This is a genomic window from Mycobacterium sp. 050128, assembly GCF_036409155.1.
In the GTDB taxonomy this organism is placed as follows: Bacteria; Actinomycetota; Actinomycetes; order Mycobacteriales; family Mycobacteriaceae; genus Mycobacterium.
Genome location: NZ_JAZGLW010000001.1, coordinates 1,920,949 through 1,939,018, shown reverse-complemented (window position 1 = coordinate 1,939,018; position 18,070 = coordinate 1,920,949). Strand labels below are relative to the sequence as shown.

18 protein-coding genes are annotated in these 18,070 nt (G+C 67.6%); 9 read left to right on the top strand and 9 right to left on the bottom strand.

The window, feature by feature from the left end; genetic code table 11:
• Positions 1-30: 30 nt before the first annotated feature.
• Positions 31-495, bottom strand: coding sequence for a GatB/YqeY domain-containing protein (locus tag SKC41_RS09280; protein ID WP_330977357.1), 465 nt, complete (start codon positions 493-495; stop codon positions 31-33).
• Between SKC41_RS09280 and SKC41_RS09275 the strand changes: the two genes are divergently transcribed.
• From SKC41_RS09275 to SKC41_RS09255, 5 genes are read left to right on the top strand one after another with little or no spacing between them, the layout of a single operon-like run.
• Positions 494-1,933 (top strand): DUF7847 domain-containing protein, encoded by a 1,440-nt coding sequence (locus SKC41_RS09275; RefSeq protein WP_442931579.1) that lies wholly within the window; start codon positions 494-496, stop codon positions 1,931-1,933. The genes SKC41_RS09280 and SKC41_RS09275 overlap by 2 nt on opposite strands.
• Before the next feature lie 12 nt (positions 1,934-1,945).
• Positions 1,946-2,599 carry a DUF4129 domain-containing protein gene (locus SKC41_RS09270; RefSeq protein WP_330977356.1) on the top strand — a complete coding sequence of 218 codons (654 nt, stop codon included), beginning with the start codon at positions 1,946-1,948 and terminating at the stop codon, positions 2,597-2,599.
• Positions 2,599-3,735: a DUF4350 domain-containing protein gene (locus SKC41_RS09265; protein ID WP_330977355.1), complete on the top strand. Its 1,137-nt coding sequence runs from the start codon at positions 2,599-2,601 to the stop codon at positions 3,733-3,735. Before SKC41_RS09270 ends, SKC41_RS09265 begins: the two co-directional genes overlap by 1 nt.
• Positions 3,732-4,727 carry an AAA family ATPase gene (locus tag SKC41_RS09260; protein WP_330977354.1) on the top strand — a complete coding sequence of 332 codons (996 nt, stop codon included), beginning with the start codon at positions 3,732-3,734 and terminating at the stop codon, positions 4,725-4,727. The genes SKC41_RS09265 and SKC41_RS09260 overlap by 4 nt, the downstream gene beginning before the upstream one ends.
• Entirely contained in the window at positions 4,727-6,061 is a 1,335-nt protein-coding gene (locus SKC41_RS09255; RefSeq protein ID WP_330977353.1) for a DUF58 domain-containing protein, read from the top strand. Before SKC41_RS09260 ends, SKC41_RS09255 begins: the two co-directional genes overlap by 1 nt.
• Positions 6,062-6,064: 3 nt before the next feature.
• Here SKC41_RS09255 and SKC41_RS09250 read toward each other — a convergent pair whose 3' ends face one another.
• Complete coding sequence (locus tag SKC41_RS09250) at positions 6,065-7,057, bottom strand: stage II sporulation protein M (protein WP_330977352.1); 993 nt, start codon at positions 7,055-7,057, stop codon at positions 6,065-6,067.
• A gap of 76 nt (positions 7,058-7,133) precedes the next feature.
• On the opposite strand from SKC41_RS09250, the gene SKC41_RS09245 reads away from it, so the two are divergent.
• Positions 7,134-8,066, top strand: a complete 933-nt coding sequence (locus tag SKC41_RS09245; RefSeq protein WP_330977351.1) for an RDD family protein — start codon at positions 7,134-7,136, stop codon at positions 8,064-8,066.
• Here SKC41_RS09245 and SKC41_RS09240 read toward each other — a convergent pair whose 3' ends face one another.
• Positions 8,067-8,453 carry a hypothetical protein gene (locus SKC41_RS09240; protein WP_330978814.1) on the bottom strand — a complete coding sequence of 129 codons (387 nt, stop codon included), beginning with the start codon at positions 8,451-8,453 and terminating at the stop codon, positions 8,067-8,069.
• A gap of 201 nt (positions 8,454-8,654) precedes the next feature.
• On the opposite strand from SKC41_RS09240, the gene SKC41_RS09235 reads away from it, so the two are divergent.
• Positions 8,655-9,377 (top strand): PadR family transcriptional regulator, encoded by a 723-nt coding sequence (locus SKC41_RS09235; RefSeq protein WP_330977350.1) that lies wholly within the window; start codon positions 8,655-8,657, stop codon positions 9,375-9,377.
• Between the two features lie 48 nt (positions 9,378-9,425).
• Here SKC41_RS09235 and glpK read toward each other — a convergent pair whose 3' ends face one another.
• The gene (gene glpK, locus SKC41_RS09230) at positions 9,426-10,982 is read right to left on the bottom strand and encodes a glycerol kinase GlpK (protein WP_330977349.1); all 1,557 of its coding nucleotides are present in this window, start codon (positions 10,980-10,982) and stop codon (positions 9,426-9,428) included.
• Positions 10,983-11,116: 134 nt separating this feature from the next.
• Between glpK and SKC41_RS09225 the strand changes: the two genes are divergently transcribed.
• A complete protein-coding gene (locus tag SKC41_RS09225) occupies positions 11,117-12,592 on the top strand; it encodes a glutamate--cysteine ligase (protein WP_330977348.1) in 1,476 nt (491 codons plus the stop codon).
• A 20-nt stretch (positions 12,593-12,612) separates the two neighbouring features.
• Positions 12,613-13,305, top strand: coding sequence for a class I SAM-dependent methyltransferase (locus SKC41_RS09220; RefSeq protein WP_330977347.1), 693 nt, complete (start codon positions 12,613-12,615; stop codon positions 13,303-13,305).
• Positions 13,306-13,311: 6 nt separating this feature from the next.
• Here SKC41_RS09220 and SKC41_RS09215 read toward each other — a convergent pair whose 3' ends face one another.
• The 5 genes from SKC41_RS09215 to egtB are packed head-to-tail and all read right to left on the bottom strand — an operon-like array spanning position 13,312 to position 18,017.
• On the bottom strand, positions 13,312-13,884 hold the full coding sequence (locus SKC41_RS09215; protein ID WP_330977346.1) for a VOC family protein: 573 nt from the start codon (positions 13,882-13,884) through the stop codon (positions 13,312-13,314).
• Positions 13,885-13,895: 11 nt separating this feature from the next.
• Positions 13,896-15,041 carry an ergothioneine biosynthesis PLP-dependent enzyme EgtE gene (gene egtE, locus SKC41_RS09210; protein WP_330977345.1) on the bottom strand — a complete coding sequence of 382 codons (1,146 nt, stop codon included), beginning with the start codon at positions 15,039-15,041 and terminating at the stop codon, positions 13,896-13,898.
• Positions 15,038-16,003 (bottom strand): L-histidine N(alpha)-methyltransferase, encoded by a 966-nt coding sequence (gene egtD / locus SKC41_RS09205; RefSeq protein ID WP_330977344.1) that lies wholly within the window; start codon positions 16,001-16,003, stop codon positions 15,038-15,040. The genes egtE and egtD overlap by 4 nt, the downstream gene beginning before the upstream one ends.
• Positions 16,003-16,725, bottom strand: coding sequence for an ergothioneine biosynthesis protein EgtC (gene egtC / locus SKC41_RS09200; RefSeq protein ID WP_330977343.1), 723 nt, complete (start codon positions 16,723-16,725; stop codon positions 16,003-16,005). The genes egtD and egtC overlap by 1 nt, the downstream gene beginning before the upstream one ends.
• The gene (gene egtB, locus SKC41_RS09195; RefSeq protein ID WP_442931672.1) at positions 16,725-18,017 is read right to left on the bottom strand and encodes an ergothioneine biosynthesis protein EgtB; all 1,293 of its coding nucleotides are present in this window, start codon (positions 18,015-18,017) and stop codon (positions 16,725-16,727) included. Before egtB ends, egtC begins: the two co-directional genes overlap by 1 nt.
• Positions 18,018-18,070 lie beyond the last annotated feature (53 nt).

Below are 18,070 nucleotides of genomic sequence, written 5' to 3'. Positions count from 1 at the left end.
TTGCGGCACAAGATAACAGCGAACAGGTCGTCAGAGCCGGTCTTTGACCGCCGCCGACAGGCGGGAGCCGTCGGCCTTGCCGGCCGCGATCGCGGTCGCGGCCTTCATGACCTGTCCCATCTGTTTCATGCTGGGGCGCTCGCCGATGGCCTCAGCAACCTGGGCGATGGCGGTGTCGGCCACGTCGGCTAACTCCGCCTCGGTGAGCGGCGTGGGCAGATACTCGTCGATGATCCGGGCCTCGGCGTGTTCATTGGCGGCCAGCTCGCCGCGGCCGTTCTGGGTGTAAATCTCGGCGGCCTCACCGCGCTTGCGGGATTCGCGGGCGAACACTTTGAGGATTTCGTCATCGGAGAGCTCCCGGGCTTCCTTGCCGGAAACTTCCTCGGTCTGGATAGCGGCCAGCAACATGCGCAGGGTCGCGGTCCGCAACTTATCCTGGGTCTTCATTGCCACGGTGAGGTCCGCCCGGAGCCGGGTTTTGAGTTCCGCCATGCTCAGAGACGCTACGCGCCCGGACTGTGCAGGCCAGCGGGGGCGGGACCGGACACCGGGGAAGATTGAGAAAACCCCCGACCGCCGACAGGATGGAGCCCATGACGAACGACGACGGCTGCTGGACCCGGTGAGCGCCCTACCTCCTGGCTATCCAGCTGGCCCTCCCCCGGGAGGGCCCGCGCCCGACGCCTTTCCGCCGGCGTATGGCCCGCCACCGGCCTACGGCGGTCCACCGCCCGGATTCGGGTCGCAGCCTGCCTACGGACCACCCCCTGGTTATGGACCCCCGCCCGGCTACGGGCCCCCACCTGGTTACGGCCCCCCGCCCGGCTACGGGCCCCCACCGGGCTACGGACCACCACCCGGTTACGGCCCCCCGCCGGGCTACGGACCACCACCCGGCTACGGGCCGCAGTACGGCTACGGGTCGCAGTACGGCTCGCCGCAGCTGGCCCCGGGAGCGATCAAACCCGGAATCATCCCACTGCGGCCGCTGAGCCTCAGCGACATCTTCAACGGCGCGGTCGGCTACATCCGCACCAACCCGAAGGCCACGCTGGGATTGACGGCCATCGTCGTTGTGGTGATGCAGATCATTTCGTTGGTCGCGACCGTGGGTCCCATCGCCGCGTTCGGCGGACTCACCAGCGATCGTTCGGCAGAAATGAACTGGGGAGTGGTCGGCGCGTGGTTCGGCTCGATGGGTGTCGGCTTGCTGGTCACCTGGCTGGGCAGCATGCTGCTGTCCGGAATGCTCACCGTCATCGTCGGGCGGGCGGTGTTCGGATCGTCGATCACGATCGGCGAGACGTGGGCCAAGATCCGTGGACGGCTGCTCCCGTTGCTCGGCTTGGCGCTGCTGGAAGCCGCCGTCGTGGCCGCACTGTTCGGGCTCGCCGCCGTGATCATCGCGTTGATCGCGGCCATCGGCAACGGGGCCGCGGCGGTGCTGATCGGTATCCCGATGTTCTTCGTCCTGATCGCGTTGATGGTGTACCTGTACATGGTCGTGCTGTTCGCACCGGTGCTGATCGTGCTCGAGCGGCTGCCCGTCCTCGACGCGATCACCAGATCCTTTGCGCTGCTTCGCAATGGCTTCTGGCGAGTGCTGGGTATCCGGGTGCTGACTTTCATCGTGGCGGGTGTCGTCTCCGGCGCGATCAGCGCACCGTTCAGCATCGTCGGGCAGGTGATGCTGGCCGGAATGCCGTCCACCGGAGTCCTGCTCCTGGGCACCATGATCACGTCGATCGGATCGGCGATCGGCCAGATCATCACGGCGCCGTTCAACGCCGGCGTCATCGTGCTGCTCTACACCGATCGCCGCATCCGGGCCGAGGCATTCGATCTGGTGCTGCAATCCGGTGCGGCGAGCGGGCCGTACGCGGCTGCCTCGACCGACAACCTTTGGCTGACACGGCCATTGGCCGGCTGAGCGAGGACGACAGTGCCTTCTATCGACATCGACCGCGATGCCGCACACCAGGCCGCAGCCGACGAGCTCAGCAAGCCGATCTATACCAAGGCGTCCGCGACTCAGCAGCTCATGGATTGGATCAACGAGTTGCTGTACCGGCTGTTGCAGAAGACTTCCTCGCTCCCCGGTGGCTGGTTGACCACCGCGGTGCTGCTCACCCTGCTGGCCATCGCAATCGTCGTTGCCATCCACACCGCGCGACGCACCATGCGCGGCAGGCGCCGCGGTGACTACCAGTTGTTCGAAGCCGCCCAGCTGACCGCGGCCCAGCATCGCCAGACAGCGGAGCGCTATGCAGCGGACGGAAACTGGACCGCAGCCATTCGTCACCGGTTGCGCGCCATCGCGCGCCAGCTCGAAGAGACCGGGGTGCTGAACCCGGCGCCCGGGCGCACCGCCAACGAGCTGGCCCGAGACGCCGGCGAGGTGCTGCCTCATCTGACCGGCGAATTGTCCCAAGCGGCAACGGCTTTCAACGATGTCACGTACGGCGAGGTACCCGGGACCCAGTCCGCCTACCAGATGATCGCCGACCTCGACGACCATTTGCGGATGCGCGCGCCTGCCACCGCATCCACGGCGGGGCACTACAGCCCGGTCGAATCATGGGCTCAGGTGCGTTGATGGCCACTGCATCTCAACCCGCGATCGCGACCACCGGCCGTTGGCGATCGTGGCGCGGCGTCGTCCTCACACTCGTTGTGCTGGCCGCCATCGCCTGGCTCGGTGCCTACCTGACCGCGCCGCGACCGGGTGCCCGTCTGGACGCGGAGTCCACCGGAACCGACGGCGCCCACGCGTTGGTCACCCTGCTGCGCGACGGCGGTGTCGACGTCGTCGTGGCCCACAACCTCGCCGACGTCGAACACGCGGCCCGCCCCGACACGCAAATCCTGTTGGCGCAGAGCCAGTATCTGTCCGATGACATGCTGGAGCGGCTGGCCAAGGCACCCGGCGATCTGCTCCTGGTCGAACCAACGGCGCGAACCCGCGAGGCTCTGCTGCCCGGCGTGCGTATCTCGGGCGCCAGTTCCTTCGACAGCGATCCGAACTGCACGCTGCGCGAGGCCACTCGAGCCGGATCGGTTCGCTTCGGACCCGCCGACACGTTCGACGTCAAAGACACCCGGGTGATCACCCGCTGCTACGACGGCGTGCTGATTCGCTTCCGGGACAACGGGCGAACCGTCACTGCGGTCGGAAGCAGCGACTTCATGACCAACCAAGCCCTGACGCAGGCGGGCAATGCCGCGCTGGCGATGAATCTCGCGGGCGACCGCCCCCGCTTGATTTGGTACGCGCCGCACCACATCGAAGGTGAAACAAGCTCCGCCACATCGATTTTCGAACTGATTCCGGACAACGTGAACTGGATCTTCTGGCAGCTGTGGGTCGTCGTGCTGCTGGTTGCGCTGTGGAAGGCCCGCCGGCCCGGTCCGCTGGTAGCCGAGGACCTGCCTGTCGTGGTGCGCGCCTCGGAGACCGTGGAGGGCCGCGGCCGGCTGTACCGATCCCGCCGCGCACGCGATCGGGCCGCCGCCGCGCTGCGCACCGCGGCACTGCAGCGGCTGCTGCCCCGGCTGGGCTTGGGCGCCGGCGCACCGGCGCAGGCGGTGGTGATGACCGTCGCCCAACGCACCGGGATAGACGCGGGATTTGTTTCCCACCAACTGTTCGGCCCACCGCCGGGCACCGACAACGACTTGCTCCAACTCGCCCATGCGCTCGACGAAATCGAAAGGCAGGTCACCAACTCGTGACGCAGTCCCCCTCGGCCCAACAAGCCGCTTCCGTACCATCCCCGGCCGCCGACTCGGCGCGCGACGCGCTGCTGGCGTTGCGCGGCGAACTCGCCAAGGCCGTCGTCGGACAGGAAGGGGTGATCAGCGGCCTAGTGATCGCGCTGTTGTGCCGCGGCCATGTGCTGCTGGAAGGTGTTCCGGGAGTGGCCAAGACGCTCCTGGTGCGGACGCTGGCCGCGGCACTGCAACTGGAATTCAAGCGGGTGCAGTTCACCCCCGACCTGATGCCAGGCGATGTCACCGGCTCACTGGTGTACGACGCTCGCACCGCCGAGTTCGCATTCCGCCCCGGCCCGGTATTCACCAATCTGCTGCTGGCAGACGAGATCAACCGCACCCCGCCGAAGACGCAGGCCGCTCTGCTCGAAGCAATGGAGGAACGGCAGGTCAGCGTGGACGGCGAATCCCGGCCACTGCCAGACCCCTTCATCGTCGCGGCCACCCAGAACCCCATCGAATACGAAGGCACCTATCAGTTGCCGGAAGCCCAGCTCGACCGGTTCCTGCTCAAGCTGAATGTGACGCTGCCGTCCCGTGATTCCGAAATCGCCATCCTCAGCCGGCATGCGCACGGCTTCGATCCCCGCGACCTGTCGGCGGTCAAACCGGTCGCCGGGCCTGCCGAGCTGGCCGCCGGACGCGAAGCGGTGCAACATGTTCTGATCGCTGACGAGGTTTTGGGCTACATCGTCGACATCGTCGGGGCCACCCGCTCCTCCCCCGCATTACAACTTGGCGTCTCACCGCGTGGTGCGACGGCCCTGCTGGGTACCGCACGCTCCTGGGCGTGGCTGTCCGGCCGGAACTACGTGACTCCCGACGACGTGAAGGCGATGGCCCGCGCGACGCTGCGGCACCGGGTGATGCTTCGTCCCGAAGCCGAACTCGAGGGCGCGACACCCGACGGAGTGCTCGACGGCATCTTGGCATCGGTTCCGGTGCCGCGCTAGTGATCCTGACTGGGCGCACCGGCCTGGTGGCGCTGATCTGCATCATTCCGATCGCGCTCTCTCCTTGGCCGGCAAAGGTTTTCGAGGCGCTGTTGGCGGCGCTGGCGGCCGTGGTGGCTGTCGATATCGCGCTGGCCGCGAGTACTCGCAAACTGCGTTATGTCCGTTCGCCGAACAGCTCGGTGCGGCTTGGCCAACCGGTGGACATGAAGCTGGAGATCCACAACGACGGCCCCCGCCGGTTCCGCGGCCAGGTCCGCGATGCATGGCCGCCCAGCGCGCGCGCCGAACCGCGCGTTCACGCGGTGAAGGTCGCGGCCGGCCAATCTCAGCATGTCCAGACGCAGCTGCGACCGGTCCGCCGCGGCGATCAGCGCGCGGCGGTGGTCACCGCCCGGTCGATCGGACCGCTGGGGTTGGCGGGACGGCAGGGTTCGCAGCCGGTGCCCGGTCAGGTCCGGGTACTGCCGCCGTTCTTGTCGCGCAAGCACCTGCCGTCGCGGCTGGCCAAACTGCGTGAGATCGACGGGCTGCTGCCGACGCTGATCCGCGGCCAGGGCACCGAATTCGACTCGCTGCGAGAGTATGTCGTCGGCGACGACGTGCGGTCGATCGACTGGCGTGCGTCGGCGCGGCGTGCCGACGTCATGGTCCGCACCTGGCGGCCCGAACGTGACCGGCGGGTGGTGATCGTGCTGGACACCGGGCGCATGGCGGCGGGCCGCGTCGGCGTCGATCCGACTTCTTCTGGTCCAGGAGCCGACCCCGCGGGCTGGCCCCGGCTGGACTGGTCGATGGACGCCGCACTGCTGCTGGCGGCGCTCGCATCGCGGGCCGGCGATCATGTGGACTTCCTCGCTCATGACCGGTTGAGCCGGGCCGGCGTGTTCGGTGCATCGCGTACCGAGTTGCTCGCCCAGCTGGTCGAGGCGATGGCCCCGCTGCAGCCCACTCTGGTCGAATCAGATTGGCGTGCAATGGTTGCCGCGATCGCGCGGCGTACCCGGCGGCGGTCGCTGGTGGTGCTGCTGACCGACCTCAACGCCACCGCTCTGGACGAGGGACTGCTGCCGGTGTTACCGCAGCTGTCGTCCAAACACCATCTGCTGGTCGCCGCGGTCTCCGATCCGCGGGTGGACCAAATGGCCACCGGGCGTTCGGATGCGGCGGCGGTCTACGACGCGGCGGCCGCCGAACGCTCCCGCAACGACCGCCGCGCGATCGCGACACGGTTGCGTCAAAGCGGGGTGGAAGTCGTCGACGCGCCACCCGACGAATTGGCGCCCGCGCTGGCCGACCGTTACTTGGCGATGAAAGCGACCGGGCGGCTGTAAGTTTCAGCGGGTCGGAACGACGTCGGGCGCATCGTCGATATCGCCGGTCTCCCCGGCCTTTACGGCGCGGCGCCCGAAGTAGATGACGTACGTCAGGAACGCCGCCTCGGCGAGGACCCCGATAGCGATACGAATAAACGTCGGCAAGGGTGACGGCGTCACCATCGCTTCGATCAACCCGGACACCAGCAGGACCCCGACGAGTCCAATCGCTACCGACACGACGGCCCGGCCCTGTTCGGCGAGCACCTGTCCGCGGGGCCGATCTCCGGGCGATATCACCGACCACCCCAGTCGCATCCCCGCTGCCCCGGACAGGAACACCGCGGTCAGCTCCAGCAGCCCATGCGGAAGCAGCAAACCCAACAGGATGCCGCCCTTGCCGGCCTGAAACATCAGCCCTGCAATCAAACCCAGGTTGGCGGCGTTCTGGAACAGCACGAACGGAATCGGCAGGCCCAACAACACCGAAAACGCGATGCATTGGGCAGAGACCCAGGAGTTGTTCACCCAGACCTGTAGGGCGAACGCCGCGGCGGGGTGTTCGCTGTAATACTCGGCGATGTCGTGGTTGACCAAATGGTCGATGTCGCTGGGTGTTCCGACCGCGGCCTGCACATCGGGATTGTTCGCCACCCAGACCGCGATGATCACCGCGACGCCGAGGAAGGCCACCGCGGTGGCCAACCACCACCGCCAGGCGCGGTAGGCGGTCACCGGAAAGGACACCGTCCAGAACCTGGTGAACGTGCTGGTCAGTGGCGCATGGGCACCCGTGACCGCGGAGCGGGCGCGCGCGATCAGGCTGGACAGTCGACCGATCATCAGCGAATCCGAGGACGCCGACCGCAGCATGGACAGATGCGTGGACACTCGCTGGTAAAGCTCGACGAGCTCGTCGACCTCCGCCCCCGTCAGCGACCTGCGCCGCTTGATCAACTGGTCAAGCCGGTCCCAGGTTGGGCGATGGGTCAGCACGAATGCGTCGACGTCCACCTTGGCAGCCTAATCGGTGTTTCGGGGCCACCGACCGCAGCCGGTCACACCCAGCGAACCTGTACCGTTCGGTGTTATGTCGGAGGTGGTGACCGGGGACGCCGTGGTGCTGGACGTGCAGATCGCCCAGCTGCCGGTGCGAGCCCTGAGCGCGCTGATCGACATCACGGTGATCTTCCTCTTGTACATCGTCGGGCTGATGCTCTGGGCGGCCACGCTGACACAATTCGACGGCGCGCTGAGCGGGGCCATCCTGATCATCTTCACGGTGCTGGTAATGGTCGGCTATCCGATGGCATTCGAAACGGCCACCCGGGGCCGCTCGGTGGGCAAGATCATCATGGGCTTGCGCGTGGTGGCCGACGACGGCGGCCCAGAACGCTTCCGGCAGGCCCTTTTTCGCGCGCTGGCATCGGTGGTGGAGATCTGGATGCTCGCCGGGAGCCCGGCCGTGATCTGCAGCATTTTCTCGTCGAAAGCCAAGCGCGTCGGCGACATCTTCGCCGGGACGGTCGTTGTCAGTGAACGCGGGCCACGTTTAGGGCCGCCGCCGATGATGCCTCCGTCGCTGGCGTGGTGGGCGTCGTCGCTGCAGTTGTCGAATCTCGATGCCGGCCAGGCCGAAGTCGCACGCCAATTCCTTTCCCGCGCACACCAACTCGACCCGCAGCTGCGCATGCAGATGTCATACCGAATCGCCGGTGACGTGGTCTCCCGGATCGCGCCGCCGCCCCCGCCCGGCACTCCCCCCGAGCTGGTCCTGGCTGCCGTCCTGGCCGAGCGCCACCGCCGCGAGCTGGCGCGGTTGCGCACCGCAATGCCGCCGGGCCCCCCGACGGGACCCTGGACTGCCGGGCCGCAGTTTCAGGCACCGCCCGGATGGCCCGCCGCACCGCCGACAGCCATGCCACGCCAGCCTGCGCCGGTCCCCTGGCCGCAGCCGGCAGCACCGCAGGCGACGCTGCCGCAGCCGGAACAGCAAACGGGCGGCTTCGCGCCGCCGCGCTAGTCAGCTCGCGACCGTGGCCGCCATCAGCGCCACATCGGCGACCAATAACGCCCAGCCGAACAGCGGCACCGCAATGCCGCCGCGGCGCTTGGCCGTGAAAAACGTGATCAGGATGACGACGAAGGCCACCAACGGCGCCCCGTAAAAGGCCACGCCGAAATCGATCCCGCCGCCCAGGTGGGGGCAGCGGTGGTCGGTGCATCCGCCGGTACTCATCACCGCGCCGAGCGCGAAGAGCATGACGATCGCGGCGGCCGGGACCGTCGACAACGCCAAGCCCCAGTTCACCCACGGCCACACGGGCCGGTCGTGGCCGCTGCCGCTCCGCGCCGACACCGTGCTGTGCGTGTCGCTGTCGAACGTGACGTTGGAGTTCTCTGCGTCCATCCCGAAGTCCGTACCCGTCACCCATCCTGGGCAAACGAAGCCCCGGCGAGGGTACTTTTCTGCAGTTCAGGGCCACAGAAGGCCGGTCCGAACAGCCACCGACCGAATTCCACCGTTGCATCGCGATCGTTTACGATATATCGTGATATTCCGAAGCGCACAAACGGTGCGCTACCCCGAGAACATTGAGGACTACAAACAATGAGCAATCCATTCACTCCCCCAGAGGGACCATTCAGCGGTCACCCCGGCACCGGATTCGGCTTCGGCCCCGGACACGGCCCCGGACAAAGGCGGGCCCTGCACGGCGCCCGGCGCCAGGCCCGACGCGAATTCCTCGAAAACCTCCGCGACCAGGCCGGCGATCAGGGCTTTGGCCCCGGCTTCGGGCCGGGCTTCGGCCCCGGCTTCGGGCCGGGCTTCGGCCCCGGGTTCGGTTTCGGCCCCGGCGGACGACGCGGCGGCTGGCGTCGCGGCGGCCACAACCGCGGCAAGCGCGGTGACGTGCGGGCGGCCATCCTGGCACTGCTCGCCGAGCGGCCGATGCACGGCTACGAGATGATCCAGCAGATCGCCGAACGCAGCAACGGGATCTGGAAGCCCAGCCCCGGCTCGGTGTACCCGACGCTGCAGCTGCTCGACGACGAGGGCCTGATCTCCGCAAGCCAAAGCGACGGCAGCAAAAAGCTTTTCGAGCTGACCGAAGAAGGGCGTGCGGCTGCCGAGAAGGTCGGGACGCCGCCGTGGGACGAGATCGCCGAAGGCGCCGACCCCGGTCAGATGAATCTGCGGTCGGCCATCGGCCAGCTGTTCGGAGCGGTCGCGCAATCCGCGCACACCGCCTCCGCCGAGCAGCAGCAGCGCATCAGCGAGATCCTGAACAATGCGCGCCGCGAGGTCTACGGCATCCTCGGCGAGGACTGACCGTTGCACTAGGAAATGCCCGTCGGCCATGCGCCGGCGGGCATTTCGCTACGAGACGTCGACCCAATCCAGCGTGCGCTGCACGGCCTTGCGCCACCCCGCATATCCCTCGGCGCGCTGGTCGTCGTCCCATTTCGGCGTCCACCGCTTGTCTTCCTGCCAGTTGGCACGCAGATCGGACGGATCGGCCCAGAACCCGACCGCCAACCCGGCCGCGTAGGCGGCGCCCAGCGCGGTGGTCTCGGCGACCACCGGCCGCACCACGTCCACGCCCAGCACGTCGGCCTGGATCTGCATGCACAGCTCGTTGCCGGTGATGCCGCCGTCGACTTTCAGCACCTCAAGGCGCACACCGGAATCCGCGGCCATCGCGTCCACCACGTCGCGGCTCTGGTAACAGATCGCCTCCAGCGTCGCGCGGGCCAGATGCGCGTTGGTGTTGTACCGCGACAGCCCGACGATCACACCGCGCGCATCGGAACGCCAGTACGGGGCGAACAACCCGGAGAACGCCGGGACGAAGTACACCCCGCCGTTGTCGGGAACCTCGCGGGCCAGCCATTCGCTTTGCGCGGCACCGCTGATGATGCCCAGCTGATCGCGCAGCCACTGCACCGCCGAGCCGGTGACCGCGATCGAACCCTCCAGCGCGTAGACGGGTTTGGCGTCCCCGAACTGGTAACAGACCGTGGTCAGCAGACCGTTGTCGGAGCGCACGATGGTCTCGCCGGTATTGAGCAGCAGGAAATTGCCGGTGCCGTAGGTGTTTTTCGCCTCTCCCGCGGACAGACATACCTGCCCGACCATCGCGGCATGCTGGTCACCCAGCACGCCGGTGATCGGCACCTCGGCGCCGAGCGGCCCATCTGCCGACGTGACGCCGTAGGGCTGCGTGGGCGACGACGACGCGATCGCCGGCAGCATCGCGCGCGGAATCGAGAAGAACGACAACAGCTCGTCGTCCCAGTCCAGCGTTTCCAGGTCCATCAGCATGGTCCGGCTGGCATTGGTCACGTCGGTGACGTGTACCCCGCCCCGGGCACCGCCGGTCAGATTCCACAACACCCAGGTGTCCGCGGTGCCGAACAGGGCGTCACCACTTTCGGCCGCCGCGCGCACGCCGTCGACGTTGTCCAGGATCCATTGCAGCTTCCCGCCGGAGAAATAGGTGGCCGGGGGCAGGCCGGCCTTGCGCCGAATCACGTCGCCACGCCCGTCGCGGTCCAGCGCCGACGCGATCCGGTCGGTACGGGTGTCCTGCCACACGATCGCGTTGTAATACGGGCGGCCGGTACGCCGATTCCACACCAGAGTCGTCTCGCGTTGGTTTGTAATTCCCAGCGCGGCAATGTCTTTCGTCGAGAACTTCGAGGTGTTCAGCACCGACATCAACACCGAGGAGGTACGTTCCCAGATCTCGATCGGATTGTGCTCGACCCAGCCGGCCTGCGGCAGGATCTGCTCGTGCTCGAGCTGATGACGTGCGACCTCGGCGCCGTCGTGATCGAAAATCATGCAGCGGGTGCTGGTGGTGCCTTGATCAATAGCTGCGACGAACTCGGCCACCTGTCTCCTTCGTCGTGAACTGCGACACGTTCCTGCCATCGTCCATGATGGTGGACCGGCCCACCAGACCTGCAGCTAACCGACCCGATTCGCGACGACCGGGCGCGCACGCGGCGGCGAAATCCGCCGCGCCGCTCTTGCGTTACCGCCGGTAACCCTGTTGCATCGGCGATGTGGGCGAAGAGGTCAAGCGCACCACGTATGACCGCGCACACGCGCGGGAGTACCGGCGCAAGGTGCAGCTGTGTCTGGACGTCTTCGAGACGATGCTTGCCCAGTCACGGTTCGACTCCGACCGCCCGCTGACCGGCATGGAAATCGAATGCAATCTCGTCGATGCCGACTATCAGCCCGCCATGTCGAATCGGCCCGTGCTCGATGCCATCGCAGATCCGGCCTACCAGAAGGAATTAGGCGCCTACAACATCGAATTCAACGTCCCTCCCCGGCCGCTGCCCGGCCATACCGGGCTGGACCTGGAGGCAGAAGTGCGGGCCAGCCTCAACGATGCGCAGACCAAGGCCGGCGCACAGGGCACCCGCATCGTGATGATCGGCATCCTGCCCACGCTGATGCCCGAGCATCTGTCCCGCGACGGTTGGATGAGCGATTCGGCGCGGTACGCCGCGCTGAACGACTCGATCTTCAATGCGCGCGGTGAGGACATTCCGATACATATCTCGGGCCCGGAGCCACTGAGTTGGGAATCGGTCACCATCGCTCCCGAATCCGCTTGCACCAGTATGCAATTGCACTTGCAGGTCGCTCCCGACGACTTCGCCCCGAACTGGAACGCGGCGCAGGTGATGGCCGGCCCGCAGCTGGCGCTGGGCGCCAACTCGCCCTACTTCTTCGGTCATCAGCTGTGGTCGGAGACCCGTGTCGAGGTGTTCTCGCAGTCCACCGACACCCGGCCCGAGGAACTCAAGACGCAAGGGGTACGGCCACGAGTGTGGTTCGGCGAGCGCTGGATCAGTTCGATCCTCGATCTGTTCAAAGAGAACATCCGTTACTTTCCGTCCCTGCTGCCCGAGCTGTCCGACGAGGATCCGGCCGCCGAGTTGGCCGCCGGCCGCATCCCGCAGCTTGCCGAACTTCGCTTGCACAACGGCACCGTGTACCGATGGAACCGGCCGGTGTACGACGTGAGCGACGGGCGCCCGCACCTGCGGTTGGAGAATCGGGTGTTGCCGGCCGGGCCCACCGTCATCGACATGCTGGCCAACTCCGCGTTCTACTACGGCACGCTGCGCACCTTGTCCGAGGACGAGAACCCGCTGTGGACGAAGATGAGTTTCGCTGCGGCGCATCATAATTTCCTCGAAGCGGCCCGCCACGGGATGGACACCGTGCTGCATTGGCCCGGTCTGGGTGAAGTGGCGGCGACCAAGTTGGTGCTCGACACGCTGTTGCCGATCGCCGACGAAGGACTGCGCCGGTGGGGCGTGGACGCCGAGGTGCGCGATCGTTTCCTCGGTGTCATCGAGGGCCGCGCCAAGGCCGGCCGCAACGGCGCCAGCTGGCAGGTGGCAACGGTGCGCGCACTGCAGGACTCCGGCATGACGCGGCGCGCGGCGCTGGCGCAGATGCTGCGCCGGTATTGCGACCACATGCACGCCAACGAGCCGGTCCACACCTGGCCCTGCTAGCCGCGGGTAGGTTGGATTTCATGACACCCGACGAGGTAATGGACTGGGACAGCGCCTATCGCGAGCAGGGCGGGTTCGAGGGGCCTCCGCCGTGGAATATCGGTGAGCCACAGCCCGAATTGGCCGCATTGATCGCGGCCGGGCGGTTCCACAGCGACGTGCTGGATGCCGGTTGCGGCGTCGCCGAGCTGTCGTTGACGTTGGCCGCCCAGGGCTACACGGTGGTGGGCATCGACCTCACGCCTACTGCTGTCGCGGCGGCCACCAAGACCGCCGAGGAACGGGGCTTGAGCACCGCCAGCTTCGTCCAGGCCGACATCACCTCGTTCACCGGCTACCCGCCCGGTTCTGAGGGCCGGTTCGCGACGATCGCCGACAGCACGCTGTTTCACTCGCTGCCGGTCGAGAGCCGCGACGACTACCTACGCTCGGTGCACCGCGCGGCCGCCCCGGGCGCCAACTATTACGTGCTGGTGTTCGCCAAGGGTGCCTTCCCCGCCGAGATGGACTCCAAGCCCAACGAGGTGGACGAGGACGAGTTACGCGCCGCGGTGAGCAAGTACTGGGCGATCGACGAGATTCGGCCCGCCTACATCCACGCGAATATCCCCGACCTGCCCGACGCGCCGTTTCGGTTCCCGCCGCACGACCGCGACGACAAGGGACGGATGAAGCTTCCCGCTTATCTACTGACGGCGCACAAGGCAGACTGATCCAGCTCACGGCCCCATAATGGCCAGGCCCCAGTCCAGGTGGCCCTGCCATACGCTGGCGATCCGCCCACCCTGCACCGCGGGTTTCGGATCACCGATCGGACCGCCGGCAGCACGGATAGCCGTGACGGTGGCGTCGGGGTCCGGAGACCATAGCGCGAGCCCGATCAGTGCCGGCTCGGTGCCTGCGGCGACCACCTCGATGAAGCCGTCCCCGACGCGGTAGAACGCCATCTCGGGTCCTTGGGCACCCCGCGGGTGAAACCGTCGACGCGGCGGTGCGCCCAGCACCGCAGTGAGAGCGGTGATGGCAGTGTCCAATTCGCGCACCGTGTAGACGATGTGGTCCACATGGGTGACACCGCAGGGGTGCACCGCGCCGGTCACCGGTGGGTGGACCGTCGTCGGTACCCCGAGGGCATCGGGCCGCGCGCAGATTTCGTCGAACCCCCAGCCCCGCTCGCCGGTCAGCACACAGGCCACCCGCCCGATGCGGATCGCGTCATCCTCGACAACGAATCCCAGTGCGGTCCAATCGCTTTCGTTACCGGGTACGCCGATCCAGGTCAGGGTGGACATCGCGGCGTCCGTCAGGTGGCCGTTGCGGCCGTCGCGGCGATCAGCGCTTCGGCGAAGATTTCCAGATCGTCGGCGGTGGTGTCCGCGTGCGGCGAGATCCGCAGCCGCGGCGCGGTCATCTCGAGTGGCGCCCGCTGCACGCCGGCGTAGGTGGTCAGGATTCGCCGCTCGGCGAGCAGCCATTCCCGTACCACCTGCGGGTCGACGCCGTCGACCGGCGCCAACGTGGTGATGGCACTTGGCTCTTCGACCTCTTCGATCACCACCCACCCCGGCACGTCTGCCAGCGTCGTCCGGCTGATGCTGCCGAGTTCGGCCAGGCGCGCACGCACCGCGTCGGGCCCGAACGCCAGATGCTCGCCCAGCGCCACCGAAACTCCGACGCGCGCAGCGACATTGGCTTCGCCGAACTCGAGCTGCTGGGCCACCGAGAACGACCCGGACCACTCCGGTGCGGACAGTCGGGGATGGAGCCGCTGCATCAGGTCGGGCTGCACCGCCAGGAAGCCCACCCCACGCGGACCGGCGATCCATTTGCGCGACGAGGAGTAGGTGGCGTCGGCGCCGACCGCGCAGTCGACCTGGGCCAGCGCCTGGGCGGCGTCGATCACCAGCGGCAGTCCCAACTCTCGGCACAGTTTCGCGATCATCGAAATCGGTTGCACGACACCGCTATGGCTGGCCACCGGGGTCAGGTGGACGAAATCGGGCGGGTCTTCCTCCAGGGCGTAGGCCGCGTCGTCGAGCGCCAGCCGGCCATCCTCGAGGGCCGGCAACAACTGCCGGTCGAATCCGTGGGCCGCCATCACGGCGAGGTTGGGTCCGTATTCGCCGGGCAGGCAGGCCAACCTCCGGCGGTCGGCGGGCCAGCTGCCCAGCAGCAGATCCAGCGCGTGCAGCGATCCCGTGGTGTAGACGACCTCGGCGTCGGTCATCCCGGCTAGCGCGGCGAACGCGGCTCGCCCGGCGTCGAGCGTCGGCGCCGCGGCCTGCGCGGCCACATATCCGCCGACCTCCGCCTCGTGGCGGGCATGCTGCGCGGCGGCGTCGATGGCCGCGTAACTCTGGCGCGAACAGGCGGCGCTGTCCAGGTGTAAACCGGCTACGGGTGGGCGGGCCTCCCGCCATCGGTCGGCCAGCGACCCGCCATCGCTCACTTGACTGCTAACGACAACCCGAAATCGCCTGCGGCATCGGTCCACCACCGAACACGACGCAGTCCCGCGCCAGCCAATTCGGCGCTCACTCCACCCGGGTGGAACTTGCTCGACACCTCGGTGAGCAGCTCCTCGCCGGCAGCGAACTCGACGGTCAGGTCGAGAGCACCGACCTTGACCGTCTGCGCCCGGTCGGTTCGCAACCACATCTCGATGCGTTCCTCGTCGGCGTTCCAGCGCGCCACGTGCCGGAAGGCGTCGACATCGAAATCGGCGTCGAGTTCCCGGTTGACGACCGCGAGCACATTGCGGTTGAACCGGGCCGTCACTCCGGCTGAGTCGTCGTAGGCGCGCAACAACCGACCGGTGTCCTTGACCAGGTCAGTGCCCAGCAGCAGGGTGTCGTCGGGTTGCATCACGTCGGCGAGGGACTTGAGGAATTCGGCGCGCGGGCCGGGCGTGAGGTTGCCGATCGTCGACCCGAGAAACACGAACAGGCGCCGGCCGCCGCTGGGAATCTCGCCGAGGTGCTCCTCGAAATCGCCGCAGACAGCTTTGATTTCGACGCCCGCATACTCTTGCTGGATGGCGGCCGCCGCGGTCGACAAGATCGTCGAGTCAACGTCGAACGGTACGTAACGGCGCAGCGATCCGCGGCCGTGCAGCGCGTCCAGCAGCAGACGAGTCTTCTCCGAGGTGCCACTGCCGAGTTCGACCAGGGTGTCGGCCGCGCTGGCCGAGGCGATTTCGGCGGCCCGGCCGCGCAGGATCTCCGCCTCGGCCCGCGTCGGGTAATACTCCGGCAAGCGGGTGATCTGATCGAAAAGCTCACTGCCCACCGAATCGTAAAACCACTTGGGCGGCAAGGACTTCGGCGTGCGCTGCAGACCGTCGAATGCGTCGCGGCGCAATGCGTGGTACGCCGAGTCGGCGGCGAGATGGTTGGACAACGTCAGTGTCATCAAAATCCTTTCGGCTCGTCCAGCGGGGTCATCGTTACGCCTTTAGTGCTCACTTCGACAAGGTGGTGGTCGGGTACGTCCTCCCATTCGGAGTCGTCGTTGTAGGGCTCGCTGGCCAGCACCACACCGTCGTCGCGGCGCAGGATGGCCAGGGTGTCCCCCCAGGCGGTGGCCAGCATTCGAGAACCGTTGGCGGCCAAGATGTTAAGCCGGGCGTTGGGGTCCAGGGTGCCGATCTGCGCGATGGTCGCGCCGAGCACATCGAGCCCCAGCGAGAATATGGTGGCCGCCAACATCGCACTGTCGCAAACGGATTCGGCCGTCGCGGTCATGGGCAGGACGCTGCGATCGACGACGCCGTTGTGCGACAGCAGCCACTGTCCGTCGGTGAACGGCGCCGTCGCGCTGACATCGAGCGGCATGCCGACGGTCGCCGAGCGCACCGCGGCCACCACGCAGCCGCTGCGCAGCGCGGGCGCGACCGATTCCAACGACGTGTCGCCCCACAGCGGCGCGGTGCTGCGCCAGCGCCGCGGTACCCCGCCTTCTGGAAGGCCTCCAGACGAACGATCGAAAAACCCGACGCCCCACCCGTCGGCGTTCATCAGGCCGTGCTTTTGGCGGCGCGGGGAATACGACTGCACGCGCAGGCCGAACGGCGGATCGAGGATCAGCGAGGAGACGCTGACGTCGGCGCCGAGCCAGCCGAGGTGACGGCACATCAGCCGCAGTCCCCCGCGTCGGGGACATCCCAGGCCAGCCGTACTCCGGAGAAGATCTGACGACGGATCGGGTGGTCCCAGTTGCGGAAACTGGGCCGCAGGATCGCGGATTCGACGGCCCACGATCCGCCGCGCAGAATCCGGTAGTCGCCGTCGAAGAACGGCTCCGAGTAGCGGTCGTAGATCATCGGGACGAAACCGGGCCACGGCCGCAACGGTGAACTGGTCCACTCCCAGACGTCGCCCAGCATCTGCTCGACGCCATAGGCCGACGCCCCGGATGGATAGGCACCGACCGGTGCCGGCCGCAGTGCGGTACCGCCCAGGTTGGCGAACTCCGGCGACGGGTCCTGCGCTCCCCAGGGATAGCGGCGCCGGGACTCGGTGACGGGGTCCCACGCGCAGGCCTTCTCCCATTCCATTTCGGTGGGCAGCCGCGCGCCCGCCCAGGCCGCGTACGCCTCGGCCTCGAAGTAGGTGACGTGCTGCACCGGCTCGTCGGCCGGAATCTCTTCGACGTAGCCGAAGCGGGTGCGGGTGCGCCCGTCGGACCCCCAGAATTGCGGCGCGCTAAGCCCCGCGCCGCAGCGGTGCTCCCAGCCGCGCTCGGACCACCACCGCCGTTCGCGGTAGCCGCCGTCGGCGATGAACTGTTGCCATTCGCCGTTGGTGACCGGGACCCGGCCGATGCGGAACGGCGGCAAATCGACGATGTGGGAGGGGCGCTCGTTGTCCAACGAGAACGGGTCGGTGGTGGCGTCGACGCCCAGTACGAAGGGGCCACCGGGCACCAGCACCGACGTCCCGGCCAGGCCCGCCCGGCCCGCGGGCAAGGTGGCGGGGTCGCGCAGCAGCGCGGCACCGGGGCGCAGGTTCAACGCCTGCAGCATCGTTTCGTCGTGCTGGTTTTCGTGGCTGACCACCATCGCGTAGACGAAGGCCGCACGCTCTCCGGCGGGGTCGTCGGGCAATGCGTCCAGCGCATCCAGGGCAGCGGAACGCACTGTGCGGCAATAAGATCGGGCTTGGTCCGGGGAAAGAAGCGGCAAATCGGCGCGACTGGCGCGGGAGTGTTCGAAGGCGTCGTAGAGACCTTCGACCGAAGGATCCAGCATCCCCGGGCGACTCGGGTCACCACCGCGCAGCAGCCACAGTTCCTCCTGCTGACCGATGTGCGCGAGGTCCCACACCAGCGGGCTCATCAACGGGTCGTACTGGCGACGCAGTTCGGCGTCGTCGAAATCGACGAGCCGCAGCGTGCGCGTGCGCGCCCGCTCCAGATCGTCGGCGATCCGTTCCCGGCATGACGATCGCAAGCGCGGCGTAGCCGGGCGCTGGGGGTACC